Source organism: Thioalkalivibrio sp. ALM2T, from assembly GCF_000381505.1.
Classification (GTDB): Bacteria; Pseudomonadota; Gammaproteobacteria; order Ectothiorhodospirales; family Ectothiorhodospiraceae; genus Thioalkalivibrio; species Thioalkalivibrio versutus.
This window is the reverse complement of sequence record NZ_KB906558.1, coordinates 209,584-224,831: the sequence shown is the minus strand read 5'-3', so window position 1 is coordinate 224,831 and position 15,248 is coordinate 209,584. Positions and strand designations below refer to the sequence as shown.

Annotated in this window: 15 protein-coding genes; 12 read left to right on the top strand and 3 right to left on the bottom strand. The window is 65.3% G+C overall.

The features are described from left to right. Window positions 1-49 precede the first annotated feature (49 nt). The 6 genes from infB to F816_RS0105725 all read left to right on the top strand — a co-directional run bounded on the left by infB (window position 50) and on the right by F816_RS0105725 (window position 7,563). Window positions 50-2,812 (top strand): translation initiation factor IF-2, encoded by a 2,763-nt coding sequence (gene infB, locus F816_RS0105750; RefSeq protein ID WP_019562676.1) that lies wholly within the window; start codon window positions 50-52, stop codon window positions 2,810-2,812. Then, on the top strand, window positions 2,812-3,279 hold the full coding sequence (gene rbfA, locus F816_RS0105745) for a 30S ribosome-binding factor RbfA (RefSeq protein WP_019593911.1): 468 nt from the start codon (window positions 2,812-2,814) through the stop codon (window positions 3,277-3,279). The genes infB and rbfA overlap by 1 nt, the downstream gene beginning before the upstream one ends. Before the next feature lie 31 nt (window positions 3,280-3,310). After that, the gene (gene truB, locus F816_RS0105740; RefSeq protein WP_019593910.1) at window positions 3,311-4,282 is read left to right on the top strand and encodes a tRNA pseudouridine(55) synthase TruB; all 972 of its coding nucleotides are present in this window, start codon (window positions 3,311-3,313) and stop codon (window positions 4,280-4,282) included. 114 nt (window positions 4,283-4,396) lie between these two features. After that, on the top strand, window positions 4,397-4,666 hold the full coding sequence (rpsO, locus tag F816_RS0105735; protein WP_018146218.1) for a 30S ribosomal protein S15: 270 nt from the start codon (window positions 4,397-4,399) through the stop codon (window positions 4,664-4,666). Window positions 4,667-4,788: 122 nt separating this feature from the next. Next, a complete protein-coding gene (gene pnp / locus F816_RS0105730) occupies window positions 4,789-6,876 on the top strand; it encodes a polyribonucleotide nucleotidyltransferase (protein ID WP_019593909.1) in 2,088 nt (695 codons plus the stop codon). A gap of 69 nt (window positions 6,877-6,945) precedes the next feature. Beyond that, a complete protein-coding gene (locus tag F816_RS0105725) occupies window positions 6,946-7,563 on the top strand; it encodes a class I SAM-dependent methyltransferase (protein WP_018167889.1) in 618 nt (205 codons plus the stop codon). Window positions 7,564-7,735: 172 nt separating this feature from the next. Here the strand turns inward: F816_RS0105725 and F816_RS0105720 are convergent, their stop codons facing one another. After that, complete coding sequence (locus F816_RS0105720) at window positions 7,736-8,014, bottom strand: hypothetical protein (protein WP_019593908.1); 279 nt, start codon at window positions 8,012-8,014, stop codon at window positions 7,736-7,738. Window positions 8,015-8,125: 111 nt separating this feature from the next. On the opposite strand from F816_RS0105720, the gene F816_RS0105715 reads away from it, so the two are divergent. Together F816_RS0105715 and F816_RS0105710 are read left to right on the top strand one after the other, a co-directional pair. Then, entirely contained in the window at window positions 8,126-9,574 is a 1,449-nt protein-coding gene (locus tag F816_RS0105715) for a circularly permuted type 2 ATP-grasp protein (RefSeq protein ID WP_019593907.1), read from the top strand. Window position 9,575: 1 nt separating this feature from the next. Next, complete coding sequence (locus F816_RS0105710; RefSeq protein WP_038085441.1) at window positions 9,576-10,535, top strand: alpha-E domain-containing protein; 960 nt, start codon at window positions 9,576-9,578, stop codon at window positions 10,533-10,535. Between the two features lie 19 nt (window positions 10,536-10,554). Here the strand turns inward: F816_RS0105710 and F816_RS0105705 are convergent, their stop codons facing one another. Beyond that, entirely contained in the window at window positions 10,555-11,379 is an 825-nt protein-coding gene (locus tag F816_RS0105705) for a proteasome-type protease (protein WP_018937946.1), read from the bottom strand. Between the two features lie 162 nt (window positions 11,380-11,541). Here F816_RS0105705 and F816_RS0105700 point away from each other — a divergent pair, with 162 nt between their 5' ends. Both F816_RS0105700 and F816_RS0105695 read left to right on the top strand, forming a co-directional pair. Then, a complete protein-coding gene (locus tag F816_RS0105700) occupies window positions 11,542-12,138 on the top strand; it encodes a histidine phosphatase family protein (protein WP_019593905.1) in 597 nt (198 codons plus the stop codon). 107 nt (window positions 12,139-12,245) lie between these two features. Next, window positions 12,246-12,845 (top strand): histidine phosphatase family protein, encoded by a 600-nt coding sequence (locus F816_RS0105695; protein WP_019593904.1) that lies wholly within the window; start codon window positions 12,246-12,248, stop codon window positions 12,843-12,845. Window positions 12,846-12,909: 64 nt separating this feature from the next. On the opposite strand, the gene F816_RS0105690 is transcribed toward F816_RS0105695, so the two are convergent. Then, window positions 12,910-13,359, bottom strand: a complete 450-nt coding sequence (locus F816_RS0105690) for a host attachment protein (protein ID WP_018146209.1) — start codon at window positions 13,357-13,359, stop codon at window positions 12,910-12,912. Window positions 13,360-13,594: 235 nt separating this feature from the next. Between F816_RS0105690 and F816_RS0105685 the strand changes: the two genes are divergently transcribed. Beyond that, window positions 13,595-14,632, top strand: coding sequence for a DUF21 domain-containing protein (locus tag F816_RS0105685; RefSeq protein WP_019593903.1), 1,038 nt, complete (start codon window positions 13,595-13,597; stop codon window positions 14,630-14,632). Window positions 14,633-14,654: 22 nt separating this feature from the next. Next, the gene (locus F816_RS0105680; RefSeq protein ID WP_019593902.1) at window positions 14,655-15,236 is read left to right on the top strand and encodes a GNAT family N-acetyltransferase; all 582 of its coding nucleotides are present in this window, start codon (window positions 14,655-14,657) and stop codon (window positions 15,234-15,236) included. The last annotated feature ends 12 nt before the right edge of the window (window positions 15,237-15,248 follow it).

Sequence of the window (15,248 nt, the reverse complement as noted above, 5' to 3'; positions counted from 1 at the left end):
CTCGCGGACGCGTATCACAGGCTGTCGGTTGGCCTGAAAAGAATCTGGAATGGAGGTAGGCGCCATGGCGCAAATGACAGTGCAGCAATTCGCGGAATCGGTGGGAACACCGGTTGACCGCCTCATGGTTCAGCTCAAGGAGGCGGGCGTCGAGGTCGATGGTCCGGAAGCGGCGATCACCGATGCCGAAAAGCGCAAGCTGCTCGATCACCTCCGTCAGGCGCATGGCGAGGGCGACGCAGGACGCGTGACCCTGAAGCGCCGGACCCAGGCGCAGACCCTCAAGGTCAGCTCCGGCCAGGGGCGCTCGAAGACGGTTAACGTCGAGGTGCGCAAGAAGCGGACCCTGAAGCCCAAGCCGGCCGAGGCGCAGCCCGAGGCCCCGGTGGAAGAGGCCCCAGTGGCCGAAGAGCAACAGGCCCCGGCGCCCGAGGCCCCGGAAGAAGTCCGTGCCGCCGACCCGGCGGAAGAGACGGCCCCCGAGGCTCCGGTCGAGGACGAGACCCCGGTCGCCGAAGAGGTGCCGGTCGAGGAGCCCAAGGCCGAGGAGCCGGTCGTCGAGACCCCGGCCGAGCCGGAGCCCGAGGTGGCCGAAGAGGCCCCGGTCGAGGAGCCCGCTGCCGAACCGGAGCCCGTACCCGAGAAGCCGAAGCGTGCGCTCAGCCGTACCGAGCAGCTGGCGCTGCAGGTGGAGGCCGAGCGCGAAGCCCAGCGCAAGGCGTCCGACGCGCGCAAGCAGGAAGCCGTTGAACGCGAAGAACGCCAGAAGCGTCGGGCGAAAGAGCTCGAGGCCCAGGAGGCCAAGCGCGAGAAGGAAGAACAGACACGGTTGGAGCGCGAAGCCGCAGCGCGGCAGGCCGCTCCGGCGGCTGCCCCGGCAGCCGATGCCAAGGCCGGCAAGGGCGCCCGCAAGGGTGGCCGCAAGGACGAGCGCAAGGAACTGCATGTCGCCGGGGACCGCCGCGGTCGCCGCAAGAAGGGCGAGAGCCGCAAGGCCCAGTCCGCTGCGGCTCAGGCCGTGACCAGCAAGCACGGCTTTGCCAAGCCGACCGCGCCGGTGGTGCGGGATGTCGAGGTGCCGGAAACCATTACCGTGGCCGACTTGGCCCAGGCGATGGCGATCAAGGCGCCGCAGCTGATCAAGGCCCTGATGGGCATGGGCGTGATGGCCACTATCAATCAGTCGATTGATCAGGACACCGCGATGCTGGTGGTCGAGGAGATGGGGCATAACCCGATCGCCGCGAAGGAAACCTCGGTCGAGGACGAGATCGATACCGGTCTTGAGCAGAATGCCGAGGCCCGTCCGCGGCCACCGGTGGTGACCGTGATGGGTCATGTCGACCACGGGAAGACCTCGCTGCTGGACTATATCCGCAAGGAGAAGGTCGCCTCTGGCGAGGCAGGCGGAATTACCCAGCACATCGGTGCCTACCACGTGAAGAACAACCACGATGGCGTGACCTTCCTGGATACCCCGGGGCATGCCGCGTTTACCGCAATGCGTGCCCGTGGCGCCCAATCCACCGACATTGTGATCCTGGTGGTTGCGGCGGATGACGGCGTGATGCCGCAGACCATTGAGGCGATCCAACATGCGAAGGCTGCGGGCGTGCCGATGGTCGTGGCGGTCAACAAGGTCGACAAGCCCGAGGCCGAACCGGATCGGGTCATGAACGAACTGGCCCAGCACGAGGTCATCCCCGAGTCCTGGGGCGGCGATACCCAGTTCATTCAGGTCTCCGCCCATACCGGCCAGGGGATCGACGATCTGCTGGAGTCCCTGGGGCTGCAGGCCGAGGTGATGGAGCTGAAGGCCCCGGACGAGGGTCCGGCGCGTGGTGTAGTCATCGAATCGCGCCTGGAGAAAGGCCGCGGTCCGGTCGCGACCATTCTGGTCCAGTCCGGCAAGCTCAAGCACGGCGACATCGTGCTCTCGGGCAAGGAATACGGCCGCGTGCGGGCGATGTTCGACGATACCGGCACGGCCGTGAAGGAGGTCGGCCCGTCGATGCCGGTCGAGGTCCTGGGCCTGTCCGGGGTGCCGGATGCTGGCGACGAGGTGCTGGTGGTGGCCGATGACAAGACGGCCCGCGAGGTCGCAGAGCATCGCGACACCAAGCAACGCGAGCGCAAGCTGGCCGCGCAACAGGCGTCGAAGCTGGAGAACATCTTCAACCAGATGCAGGACGGCCAGATCGCGACCGTGAACATCCTGATCAAGGCGGATGTGCAGGGCTCGGCCGAGGCCCTGCGCGAGTCGCTGATCAAGCTGTCCACTGACGAGGTCCGCGTGAAGGTGGTCTCCGCCGGCGTGGGCGGGATCTCCGAGTCCGACATGAACCTGGCGATGGCCTCCGAGGCGATCGTGATCGCGTTCAACGTGCGTGCCGATGCGGGCGCGAAACGCCTCGCGGCGGAGAACGAGATCGACGTGCGCTACTACTCGGTGATCTACGAGGCGATCGACGACGTGAAGCAGGCGCTGTCCGGTCTGCTGTCGGCCGAGATCCGCGAAGAGATCGTCGGCCTGGCGCAGGTGCGCGACGTGTTCAAGGCCTCGGGCTTTGGTCAGGTTGCCGGCTGTCTGGTGATGGAGGGCGCGGTCAAGCGGGGCAACCCGATCCGCGTGCTGCGTGACAACGTCGTAATCTACGAGGGCGAGCTGGAGAGCCTGCGTCGCTTCAAGGACGATGTGAACGAGGTCAAGGCCGGTACCGAATGTGGTATCGCGGTGAAGAACTACAACGACGTGAAGGCGGGTGACCAGATCGAGGTCTTCCAGCGCGTCGAGGTGGCCCGGACGCTCTGATGCCGGGTAACCGCGACTTCCATCGTTCCGACCGTGTCGGGGAGCAGATCCAGCGCGAGCTGGCCGAGCTCATCCGCATGGAGGTCAAGGACCCGCGGGTCGGCATGATCACGCTGGCCGGGGTCGAGGTGTCGCGCGATCTGGCGTATGCCCGAGTGTATTTCACCCAGCTCGGCGGGGCCGAGAAGGGTCAGGAGGCGCAGAAGGGCTTGAACAGCGCCGCCGGGTTTCTGCGTCGGGCCCTGGGGCAGCGCATGCGTCTGCGCTCGGTGCCGCAACTGCGCTTCATCTATGACGATACGCCGGAGCGCGGTGCGCACCTGTCGTCACTGATCAATCAGGCGCTGGCCGAGGATCGGGCGCATCATGCGGACGATCCCGAGGCCCTGGATGGGGACGGCGCGGCAGATGACGGTGGCTCCGACAAGCGACGCGATCCGGACGAGGGACCGGAACGCGGGGCCTGAGCCCGGGCGTTTGCGGCCGGGCCGTTCATCCATGGCGAGCAAGCGGCGCGAGGTCGACGGCATCCTGTTGCTGGACAAGCCGCGGGGGCGCAGTTCCAACCAGGCGCTGGGCCGGGTCAAGTATCTGTTGCAGGCGAAGAAGGCCGGTCATACCGGGGCACTGGACCCGCGGGCGACTGGCCTTTTGCCGTTGTGCTTCGGGCAGGCCACCAAGGTCTCCGGCTGGCTGCTGGATGCGGACAAGCGCTATGTCGCCGAGGCGCGCCTGGGTGTGGAGACGGACAGCGCGGACCTCGATGGCGCAGTGATCCGAGAGGCGGCGGTGCCGCCCATCGAGCCGGCCACCCTGCGCGAGCTGGAGCGACGGTTCAGTGGCGATCAGGCGCAGGTCCCGCCAATGGTCTCGGCCCTAAAGCATCAGGGCAAGCGCCTGTATGAGCTCGCGCGTCAGGGTGTGGAGGTGGACCGCCCCCCGCGTCCGGTGCAGATCCATTCCCTGGAGATCGAGCAGATCGCGGCGGACGGCCTGCGTTTGAAGGTGCACTGTTCCAAGGGGACCTATATCCGTTCGCTGGTTGCCGACATCGGGCATGCGCTCGGTTGTGGAGCGGCGGTGGATACGTTGCACCGGGTCGGGCATGGCCACTTCGACGCAGCCGCGATGGTCTCGCTGGAGGCCATTGAGGCGGCCTTCGAGGCGGGCGGCGTCGCCGCCATCGAGGCCTTGCTGCAACCGGCGGAGGCGGCGCTGGCGCACTGGCCGTCGGTCACGCTCGACGCCGCCGCCAGCGCCGCCATGCGGCATGGCAACCCGGCCGCGCCGACCGCGGTGATCGGGCAGGCCCCAGGGGCGGCGGATGCCCCGTGCGAAGGGGATACTGGCTGGCCCCTGGTGCGGATTTCTGATGACGGTGGCCGCTTCCTTGCGGTCGGTGTTCGCGACCCCGACGGGCAGATCCGGGCGCGGCGTTTGTTCGTGCCGGCGGCGCACGCGCCGGCCTGAGCGTGCCCGGTCTCTTTCTGTTCACGTCGTCGTGCGTCGTGCTACCATTGCCCGCCTATCGCCAGCGCCACTGGTCGGTTAACGGTTTAGAAATTTTTCAGGAGTCAGGTTTTCATGTCGCTCACCACCGAAGAAAAATCGGCCATCGTCGAGAAGCACAAGCGCGATCCCAACGACACCGGTTCGCCGGAAGTCCAGGTCGCGCTGCTGACGGCCCGCATCCAGCATCTGATGGGGCACTTCGACAAGCACAAGCAGGATCATCACTCGCGCCGCGGCCTGTTGAAGATGGTCAGCACGCGCCGCAAGTTGCTGACCTATCTCAAGCGTCATGACCAGGAGCGCTATCAGGCCCTGGTTCAGGAGCTTGGGCTGCGCCGCTAAGGCCGGCATGACGGGCCCGCGCCATTGGTGCGGGCCCGTTCGCTTTCGGGCCCGCACCAATGGGTCGCGAGAGCCAGAATTCAGGCATCAAAGTCGCAAGAACACGGGAAACGGGAAATAACGTGGCATACAAGAAGTCATTCCAGTACGGAAACCATACGGTCACCTTCGAAACCGGTGACATCGCTCGTCAGGCCAGTGGCGCCGTCATCGTCAATATGGCCGAGACCGTGGTGCTGGTCACCGTGGTGGCTCGCAAGGAAGCCGACCCGGGCCGAGACTTCTTCCCCCTGACCGTGAATTACCAGGAACGCACCTACGCGGCCGGCAAGATCCCGGGTGGATTCTTCAAGCGCGAGGGGCGCCCGAGCGAGAAGGAAACCCTGACTTGCCGTCTGATCGACCGACCGATCCGTCCGCTGTTCCCGGAAGGCTTCAAGAACGAGACCCAGGTGGTCGCGACGGTAATGTCGATCAACCCCGAGGTGGATCCCGATATCCCCGCGATGCTCGGGACCTCGGCCGCGCTGGCGCTCTCCGGCGTGCCCTTCGCCGGGCCGATTGGCGCCGCGCGGGTCGGTTACCGCGCCGGCGAGTACCTGCTGAACCCGACCTACAGCGCCCTGGCGGATTCCGACCTTGATCTCGTCGTGGCGGGTACCGAGAACGCCGTACTGATGGTCGAATCCGAGGCCAACCAGCTCTCCGAAGAGGTGATGCTGGGTGCGGTGATGTACGGCCACGAGCAGATGCAGGCCGCGATCCAGGCGATCCGTGAACTGGCAGCCGAAGCCGGCAAGCCGGCATGGGACTGGCAGGCCCCGGCGACGCTGGAGTCGCTAGAGGATCAGGTGAAGGGAGTCGTCGGCAACGAGTTGGTCGAGGCATACCAGATCGCCGAGAAGCAGGCGCGTACGCAGCGCATTGGCGAACTGCGCGGCAAGGCCGTGGAGGCCCTGGTCCGTGAAGACGAGTCAGGGCCCAGCCTGGATGACGTGAAGACCGCCTTCCACGACCTGGAATACCGCCTGGTCCGTGATCGTATCCTCGACGGCAACCCGCGCATCGATGGCCGCGACACCAAGACGGTACGCCCGATCCACGTGGATACGGGCGTGCTGCCGCGCGCGCACGGCTCCGCCGTGTTTACCCGCGGTGAGACCCAGGCGATGGTCGTCGCTACGCTTGGCACCGATCGTGACGCCCAGGTGATCGACGCGATCGAAGGCGAACGCCGCGACCGCTTCATGCTGCATTACAATTTCCCGCCGTACTGCACCGGCGAGACCGGTTTTGTCGGTTCGCCCAAGCGCCGCGAGATCGGCCACGGGCGCCTCGCCAAGCGTGGCGTGCAGGCGGTGATGCCGAACGAGGCGGACTTCCCCTATGTGCTTCGCGTGGTCTCCGAGATCACCGAATCCAACGGGTCCAGCTCCATGGCCTCTGTCTGTGGTACCTCGCTGGCGCTGATGGATGCTGGCGTGCCGCTGAAGGCTCCGGTCGCAGGTATTGCGATGGGCCTGATCAAGGAAGGCGATCGCTTCGCCGTGCTCTCCGACATCCTCGGCGACGAGGACCATCTGGGGGACATGGACTTCAAGGTGGCCGGCACCAATGACGGCGTGACCGCGTTGCAGATGGACATCAAGATCGACGGGATCACCCGCGAGATCATGGAGCGGGCGCTGGCCCAGGCCCGTGAAGGCCGCATGCATATCCTCGGATGCATGAACGAAGTGCTGCCGCATCATCGTGACGAGATGTCCTCGCACGCGCCACGCTTCATCACCATGAAGATCAACCCGGACAAGATCCGCGACGTGATCGGCAAGGGCGGGGCGACCATTCGCGCACTGACCGAAGAGACCGGCGCGACCATCGACATCCAGGACGACGGCACGGTGAAGGTCGCCTCCACCGATCAGGCGGCGGGCCTCGAGGCCAAGCGCCGTATCGAAGAGCTGACGGCGGATATCGAGGTGGGGCGCCAGTACACCGGGAAGGTGGCGAAGATCATGGACTTCGGGGCGTTCGTCTCGATCCTGCCGGGCCGTGACGGTCTGGTCCACATCTCGCAGATCTCCGACGAACGTGTCGAGAGCGTCGGCGATTTCCTCTCGGAAGGGGATTCGGTGACGGTGCGGGTCCTGGAAGTGGACAAGCAGGGCCGCATCCGTCTGAGCATGAAGGCGGTCGAACCCGAGTCCTGATCGGACTCGCTTCGATCACGGGCGTTGCTTTTTCCGGCGCCCGGCCATTCAGATTCGGGACGCGTGGGCATGGACCTCGTCAGCATTCGCAAAAGTTACCGGCGCTACGCTCGCCACTACGACGCCACCTTCGGTCGAGTGTTCGCGACCGGGCGCGCCAGCGCGCGGGAGACCCTGGCGCCGGTCTCGGGCAAGCGCATCCTGGAGGTCGGGGTCGGCACCGGGATCTCGCTGCCGGATTACCCGGATGACTGCGAGGTGGTGGGGATCGATGTATCCCGAGAGATGCTGGAGGTTGCGCGTGGGCGCCTGAACGGTGGTCTGCCGGCAGTATCCGGCCTGTGCGAGATGGATGCCGAAAAGCTCGGCTTCGCCGACAATAGCTTTGATGCGGTGGTCGCGATGTATGTGGCCACCGTGGTGCCCAACCCCGATGCCCTGTTCGCCGAGATGTGGCGAGTTTGCCGCCCCGGGGGACGCTTGCTGGTGGTCAACCACTTTGCCTCGCAGCAATGGTTGTTGCGCGGCGTCGAGCGCTGCCTGCGGCCGCTGTCGAAGGCCGTTGGGTTCCGCCCGGACATGGAATACGAGGACTTCGTTCGCGTGACCGGGCAGGAGCCCTGCATGGTCGCCCCGGCGAGCCTGTTCGGCTACTGGAAACAGGTCGAATTCCGCAAGCCTGTCTGAACGGTCGTCCTCGCATGGCGCCGCCACGAGCACCGTGATTGCGAGGAGCGCAGCGACGAAGCAACACCCGTTCGTACCCCCTGCGTTTTGTTCGGTTCCCTGGCCGCCCAGGAAGGTCGCTATGTCGCTACATTTCGTGCGATGGCAAGGCGCGTGACAACGCCATGGTTGGTCAGCGGCGGGTGAACAACGGCAGCTCGTGGCGCCGCGCATTGGCGGCGAGAAACTGCCCGCGGCCGTCCCGCTCGGCATCCAGCCCGGCCTGTTCCGTTGAAGGTTCCCCCAGGATTGTTGCCAGGAACACCTCCAGTTCCCGCCCGTCCACCCGCAAGCTGCCGAAGGGCGTGCCGTCTGCGGCCGCATACCAGAACAACCGTGGTTGCCAGTTGCATCCCTGGATCTTCGGGTGGCGGTAGAGTTCGATCAGGCGCTGTTCGAGTGCGTCGGACATGGGAACCTCGGTCGGGGCGGGCCGGACGAAACGCTGTAGGCAGAAACGTCGGCTAGCGCGAAAAGACGTTACTGTAGAACAACACCATCCCCGCGTCAGAGGACCCGACGAATGGCCATCGACTGGAAGCATTACGATTCCGCCCCGTTTTACGACGAACTGATCGAGAAACCTGGCCAGCCGCGCGCTCCGGCTCGGGCACTCGCGGAATACCTGGCCTCGCTGGACGAGGGCGAGATCCACAGCCGCAAGCAGGCCGCGGACAGCGCGATTCTCGAGATGGGTATCAGCTTCACGGTCTACACCGAGGGCGAGAACATCGACCGCGCCTGGCCGTTCGACATCATCCCGCGGGTCATTGCGCGCAAGGAATGGGATCAGGTCACGGCCGGCCTCGAGCAGCGCCTGAATGCCCTGAACCTGTTCATCGACGATATCTACAACGAGCAGCGGATCTTCCAGGACAAGGTGATTCCGCGGTATGTCTTGAATCAGTCGAAGAACTTCCGCGAACAGTGTGTTGGTATCAAGCCGCCGCAGGGCGTCTGGGCGCACATCTGTGGCTCGGACCTGGTGCGCGACGGCTCAGGGCAATTCTACGTGTTGGAGGACAACCTCCGCGTGCCTTCCGGCGTGTCGTACATGCTGGAAAACAGGCAAGTCACCAAGCGGGTGTTCCCGGAGCTGTTCGAGAATTCCAGCATCCTGCCGGTGGATGAATATCCCACCCAGCTGTTCGACATGCTCGCCTCGATCTCGCCGCGTCCGCAGGACTACCCGGAGATCGCGGTGCTGACGCCGGGGATCTACAACTCGGCCTACTTCGAGCACTCCTTCCTCGCCCAGCGCATGGGCGCGGAGCTGGTGGAGGGCGCGGATCTGGTGGTCGGTGACGACGACTGCGTCTACATGCGCACCATCGATGGTCTGGAGCGCGTAGACGTCATCTACCGGCGCATCGACGACGAGTTCCTGGATCCGGAGGTCTTCAATCCGGATTCGATGCTGGGCGTGCCCGGGCTGATGCGTGCATGGCGTCAGGGCAACGTGGGGCTCGCCAACGCGCCGGGCGCGGGCGTGGCCGACGACAAGGTGATGTATGCCTTTGTGCCGGACATCATCCGCTATTACCTGGACCAGGAACCGATCATCCCCAACGTGCCGACCTATCTCTGCGTCAACGAGAAGGATCGTGCCTACGTGCTGGATCACCTCGACGAGCTGGTGGTGAAGCCGGCCAACGAGTCCGGTGGCTACGGCATGCTGGTCGGCCCGCACGCAACCAAGAAGCAACGGGCCGAGTTCGCGCAGCTGATCAAGAAAGACCCGCGCAACTACATCGCCCAGCCGACGCTGGACCTTTCGGTGGCGCCGACGCTGTGCGGTGACGAGATCGAGCCGCGGCACCTGGATCTGCGCCCGTTCGTCCTGCAGGGGGTGCGCACCGACGTGACCGCCGGCGGGCTGACCCGTGTGGCGATGCGCAAGGGCTCGCTGGTGGTGAACTCCTCGCAGGGCGGGGGCAGCAAGGACACCTGGATCGTGGACGAGGAGAACTAAGATGCTCTCGAGAGTCGCAGAACGCGTGTACTGGATGGCGCGCTATGTGGAGCGTGCCGAGAACACGGCGCGCATGGTCATGGCCTTCAATCTGCTGGCGCTGGACATGCCGAAATCGGTCCAGCTGTCCTGGAAGGGGCTGGTGGACGTCACCGGTAACGAGGCCCTGTTCGACAACCACTACCAGCGCGAAGATGAACGTAACTGCGTGAAGTTCCTGCTGGCAGATGCCGACAACCCCAGTTCCATCCTCAACTCCCTGCGCGCCGCGCGCGAGAACGTTCGCACCACGCGCGATCTGGTGCCTTCCGAGGCCTGGGAGGTGATGAACGAACTCTATCTGTTCGCGCGCGACCATATCGATCAGGGTATCGGCAAGCGCGGGCGTTTCGAATTCCTCTCGGACGTGATCCAGCGCTGCCAGACCCTGACCGGGCTGCTGGCCGGAACCATGAGCCACGATGCCGCCTACGACTTTATCCGCCTGGGGCGCAACCTGGAGCGGGCCGACATGGGGACGCGGCAGATCGACGTCGGTGCGCTGCGCCACCTGAAGAAGGACGGTGAGGACCCGGGACCCTACGAGGGGCTGTTGTGGACCAGCATCCTGCGTTCGGAGAGCGGCTTCCAGATGTATCGCCAGCATGTGAAGCGGCGCATCAACGGCGTGGATGTGGTGCGCTACCTGTTGCAGGACACTGCCTTCCCGCGGTCGGTTACCCACGCCCTGACCCAGGTACAGGACGCGCTGGAAAAACTGCCGAACAACGAACTGCCCCTGCGCCTGGTGATCCAGGGGCGCCGTCACGCGGCCGATGCCCACGTGGACGAATTGATCAAGGAAGAGGCCCTGCACGCCTTTATCGACGTGCTGCAGCGGGATATCGGAGATATTCACGGCGCGAACGCCGAGACCTGGTTCCTGGCCTCGCCGGCGCAGGTGCAGACTCAGGTGGCGTAGCTTCGCCGCGCTGCTGTGTTCAGCGCCGTGGCTTTTTCGTCTTGGCCGAGGAAGACCCCGCCGTCTTGCCGGAGCCGCGGCTGACGCGCGTCCCGCGCTGCTTGCGTTCGTGGGCGGATTCCCAGTCGAAGCGCGGCAGGTCGGTGAAGGCCTTCTTGATGTTCATGTCCCAGGCCTGGGTGAGCGACCGCAGGTAGTCGTCGTCCGTCTCCAGGCACAGGTAATGGTCGAAGGTCAGGGTGCCGCGCTCATAGACCATCACCTCGATCGGTGGCCCCACGGTCAGGTTCGAGCGGATCGTCGAGTCGATGGAGACCAGGGCACAGCGCGCGGCATCGCCCAGCGGGGTGGTCGGGTCGATGATGCGGTCCAGAATGGGCTTGCCGTATTTGCTCTCGCCGATCTGCAAGAAGCGTGTCTGCTGCGAGGTGGTGATGTAGTTGCCCTGCGGGTAAACCATGAAGATCGCCGGCGCGTCCTGGCCGATCTGTCCGCCGATGATCAGCGTGGCCTCGGCCTTGATGCCGGAGCGGGACAGTGCCTCGGAGTGTTTTTCCGCCTCTTCGCGGTTGAGCCGGCCCAGATAGTCGGCCGCATCCGACATGCGCTCCACGGTAGCCAGGCTCTCGTCGGCACCTTCTTCCATGTCCCGTTTGAGCTGCTGTACCACGGATTGTGTGGTGGCGAGGTTCCCGGCAGCGAGGACCACAAAGACCCGCTGACCCTCGATCTCGAAGGTGTGCATCTTGCTGTAGGTGCTGACCTGGTCGACGCCCGCATTGGTGCGGGAGTCGGAGGCGAAGACGAGGCCGTCGTCCAGATCGATGGCGACACAATAGGTCATGGGGACGCGGGTTTCCGGGCAAGGGGGTGACGGCATACTAGGGCTGGGGTCGGGGGGCGTCAACGCGCCGGGCGGATGGTTGCGCCCAGAACATGCATCGAACCGATGCCCTTGGGTGACGGTCTCTTGCTTCGTTGAACCCCTTTCTCACTGGAGGTCCCGATGCTTCGGCGCTGGTTCTTGTTCATGATCATCCTTGGATTTTCCCCCGTAATCGCGAGCGCCGACACACTGGCCCCGGATGCGCTGATCGAGCGCATGCAGGCGGGTGGGCTGGTGATCTACTGGCGGCATGCGGCCACCGACCGCAGCCAGCGGGACACCGACCTGTCCGACATGAGCCGTTGCGAGGGGCAGCGCAATCTCGACGAGCGCGGGCACGAGCAGGCGCGTCAGGTGGGCGCGGGCTTCGAACGCCACGCGGTCCCGGTCGAGCGCATCCTGAGCTCGCCCTTCTGCCGTAATGTGGACAGCGCCCGGATTGCCTTCGGCGAGGATTCCTGGGAGGTCCGTGACGACCTGTTCAATATCCCGCCAGTGCGTGACCGTCAACGCCAGCAGGAGCTACTCGATGCATTGCGGCGCTATCTGGTGACGGCGCCGGGGGATGCGGGGAAGAACGTGGTGATCGTGGGCCACAACATCAATCTTCAGCAGGCCGCCCGGGTTCGCATCGACGAGGGTGAAATTGCCGTGTTCGAGCCCGGCAGCGACTCGCCCCGGGTACTCGGGGTGCTGACGCCCGACGACTTCGACTGAGACCCGGGAGACTGTGAGGCGCGGGCCCGGTGGGTGCCGGGTAACGCGGCCGCAGAACGTCTGCACCCAATGGAAACACCCAATCCATCACTCGCGAGGAAGACGGCATGCGAAATGGGATGCTGAGCGCAATCCTGGCCCTGTTGCTGGTGGCGTTCGCTACCGCAAATGCAGAGACGCTGGCACCGGATGCGCTGATCGAGCGTATGCAGGCGGGTGGGCTGGTGGTGTACTGGCGGCATGCGGCGACCGATCGTTCGCATGACGACTACGACCTGTCCGACATGGACGATTGCGAAGGACAGCGCAATCTGAGTACGCACGGGCGCGAGCAGGCGCGCCAGGTGGGCAAGGGCTTCGATCATTACGCGATCCCGGTGGAGCAGGTACTGACCAGCGAGTTCTGCCGTAACTGGGAGACCGCGCACTATGCCTTCGGTGACTACGAGATTCGGACCGAGCTCTACAATCTGCCGATTATCCAGGACCATGAGCGCCGCGAGGACCTGATCGAAGGCCTTCGGGGGTATCTGAATACTCCGCCCAGGGATCCGAAGAAAAACATCGTCGTTGTGGGCCACGATCTCAACCTGCGCCACGCCGCGGATGTGGAAATCGAGGAGGCGGAAATGGCAGTGTTCGAGCCACACGCCGATGGCCCGCGCCTGCTGGGCACGCTGAAGCCGGACGATCTCGGCAAGCGTTGAGGGGCGTTGGAGCCGACCGGTCGCCCCTGGCCCCGCTATGCGGGGCCAGGGGCTGGAATGGTGCCTAGTAGAGGAAGTCGGGCAGGTGCTTGCGCAGGGTGGTGGCGTCGGTCGACTTGGTGATGTTCTTGGCGACCTCGGCGGTGACGCTATGGGCGACGGTCGGGTCCAGCATTTCGCGCAGGGCGCCCAGGAACGAGGGTGCGGCGACGATCACCAGTTTTTTGAAGGTGCCGTCGTTATGGGCGGACTTGAGGCGTTCGGCCACCTGACGGGCAAAGCGGTTGCGCTCGTTGGCGGCGGGGTCGGTGCTGTCCTGCATGGCGTGGCGGGCGTCCCCGCTGGCGCTGCTCCAGCTGCGCCCGGGACGATCCGAGACGAGATCCTGATTGTGGGCGCGGGATTCGCTGTGCGAGAGCGTTTCGCTCTCGTGCATCCCCTGGCAGGCACGGCCCTCGCAGGTGAAGATGCGGGCTCGTGCGGCGTCGGCGACAACGATCCAGACAGTATCCATGCAGATCCTCCTGTAGCGTATTCGGTGGCCCGACCGGCCGTTTCCTGACATACCGGGCCGCTGTGGTGCCGGCCCGACAGGCATCGGCCCCATCTCCGAGTGTAGATGTTTTGCCGGTTTGCGGGTGCGGCTTGGCACGACGAAACCAACGTTCCGTGCGGGCGCGCACGGCTTGCCACGCGGTACCCTCAAGCCTCTCCTGTTCGTGCGCCGTGTTGCCCAAGGAAAAGACCCCATGAGCGTCCTCACCTGGCTGGGTATCCTCGTCTGCCTGTCCCAATCGGCGATTCTGTCCGGACTCAATCTCGGACTGTTCTCGCGCAGCAAGCTGGAGCTGGAGGTCGAGGCGCAGAAGGGCGACCGGCGCGCGGTGCGCCTGCTGGCCCTGCGCGCCGATGCCAACTTTGCCCTGGTGACCATTCTCTGGGGCAACGTCTCCGTCAACGTGCTGCTGGCGTTGTTGTCGGGTTCGGTGATGGGCGGCGTGGCGGCATTCCTGTTCTCTACCGTGGTGATCACGATCTTTGCCGAGATTCTGCCGCAGTCCTACTTTTCGCGGCATGCCCTGCGGGTCGCCGGGGCGCTGTATCCACTGCTGCGCTTCTACCAGATCCTGATGTACCCGGTGGCACGGCCCACTGCCTGGGTGCTGGACCGCTGGCTGGGGGGCGAGGAGATTCGCTTCTTCCCCGAGCGGGACCTGCATCACCTGATTGACCTGCACATGCAGGCCCATGGCAGCGAGATTACCCGGGTCGAGGGGCGGGGCGCGCGGAATTTCCTCGAGCTGGACGACATCCTGGTGCAACACGAGGGCCAGGCGCTGGCCCCGGACAGCGTGATCACGCTGGACTTCGAGGCCGGGCGTCCGGTGTTCCCGGCGATCGAGCCCCGTACCGATGATGCGTTCCTGCGTCGACTCAATGAGCCGGGTCGCAGCTGGATGGTGGTCATCGATCCCGAGGGCGAGCCGCGCACGGTGATCCGGGTCGCGGATTTTACCCGCGAGGCGCTGTTTGCGCCGGAGCGGTTCGAACCCCACCATCACTGCCATCACCCGCTGGTCGTGCGTGATGGCAGTCACCGGCTGGGCAGCCTGGTATCCCATTTCCGGGTGCGCCCGGCCAGCAGCGGTGACACGGTGGTTGGGGACGACGTGATCCTGCTGTGGACCGACAGTCAGCGCCGGATATTGAGTGGGTCGGATATCCTTGGGCGCCTCTTGCGCGGTGTTGGCCGGGAGGCCCCTGCGGACACGCCGGCGCCGGTTTGATTGCGATATCGGGGAGAGGCGAATGGAGTTCAGGATCGTGGGAGGAGCGGGGATTGTCCCCTATCTGGAGGATGTTGCACGCCTGCGCATCGCAGTCTTCCGCGAGTGGCCATATCTCTACGACGGCAGCGCGGAGTACGAAGAGCGGTATCTGCAGGACTACGTCGACTGCCCGGACAGTACGCTGGTACTCGCGCTGGAAGGTGATCGCGTCGTGGGGGCCTCCACTGCGCTGCCGCTGGCTGCGGCCGAGGCGGAATTCCAGGCCCCGTTCCTTGAGCAAGGACGGGACCCGGCGGCGTATTACTACCTGGCGGAGTCGGTACTGGAGCCGGACTTCCGTGGCCAGGGGGCGGGGCATCGGTTCTTCGATGAGCGCGAGGCGGCAGCGCGGCGCCTGGGCTTTGCCCATGCCACCTTCTGCGCGGTGGTGCGCCCGGATGATCACCCGCGACGCCCGGCCGATTACCGGCCCCTGGACGGGTTCTGGAAAAAGCGCGGCTACCAGCGCGCCGAGGGGCGGGTTGGCCACTTCCCGTGGCCGGATATCGGCGAGAGGCAGGAGAGCCTCAAGCCATTGCAGTTCTGGTGGCGCCGGCTCTGATCCGATGCCGAC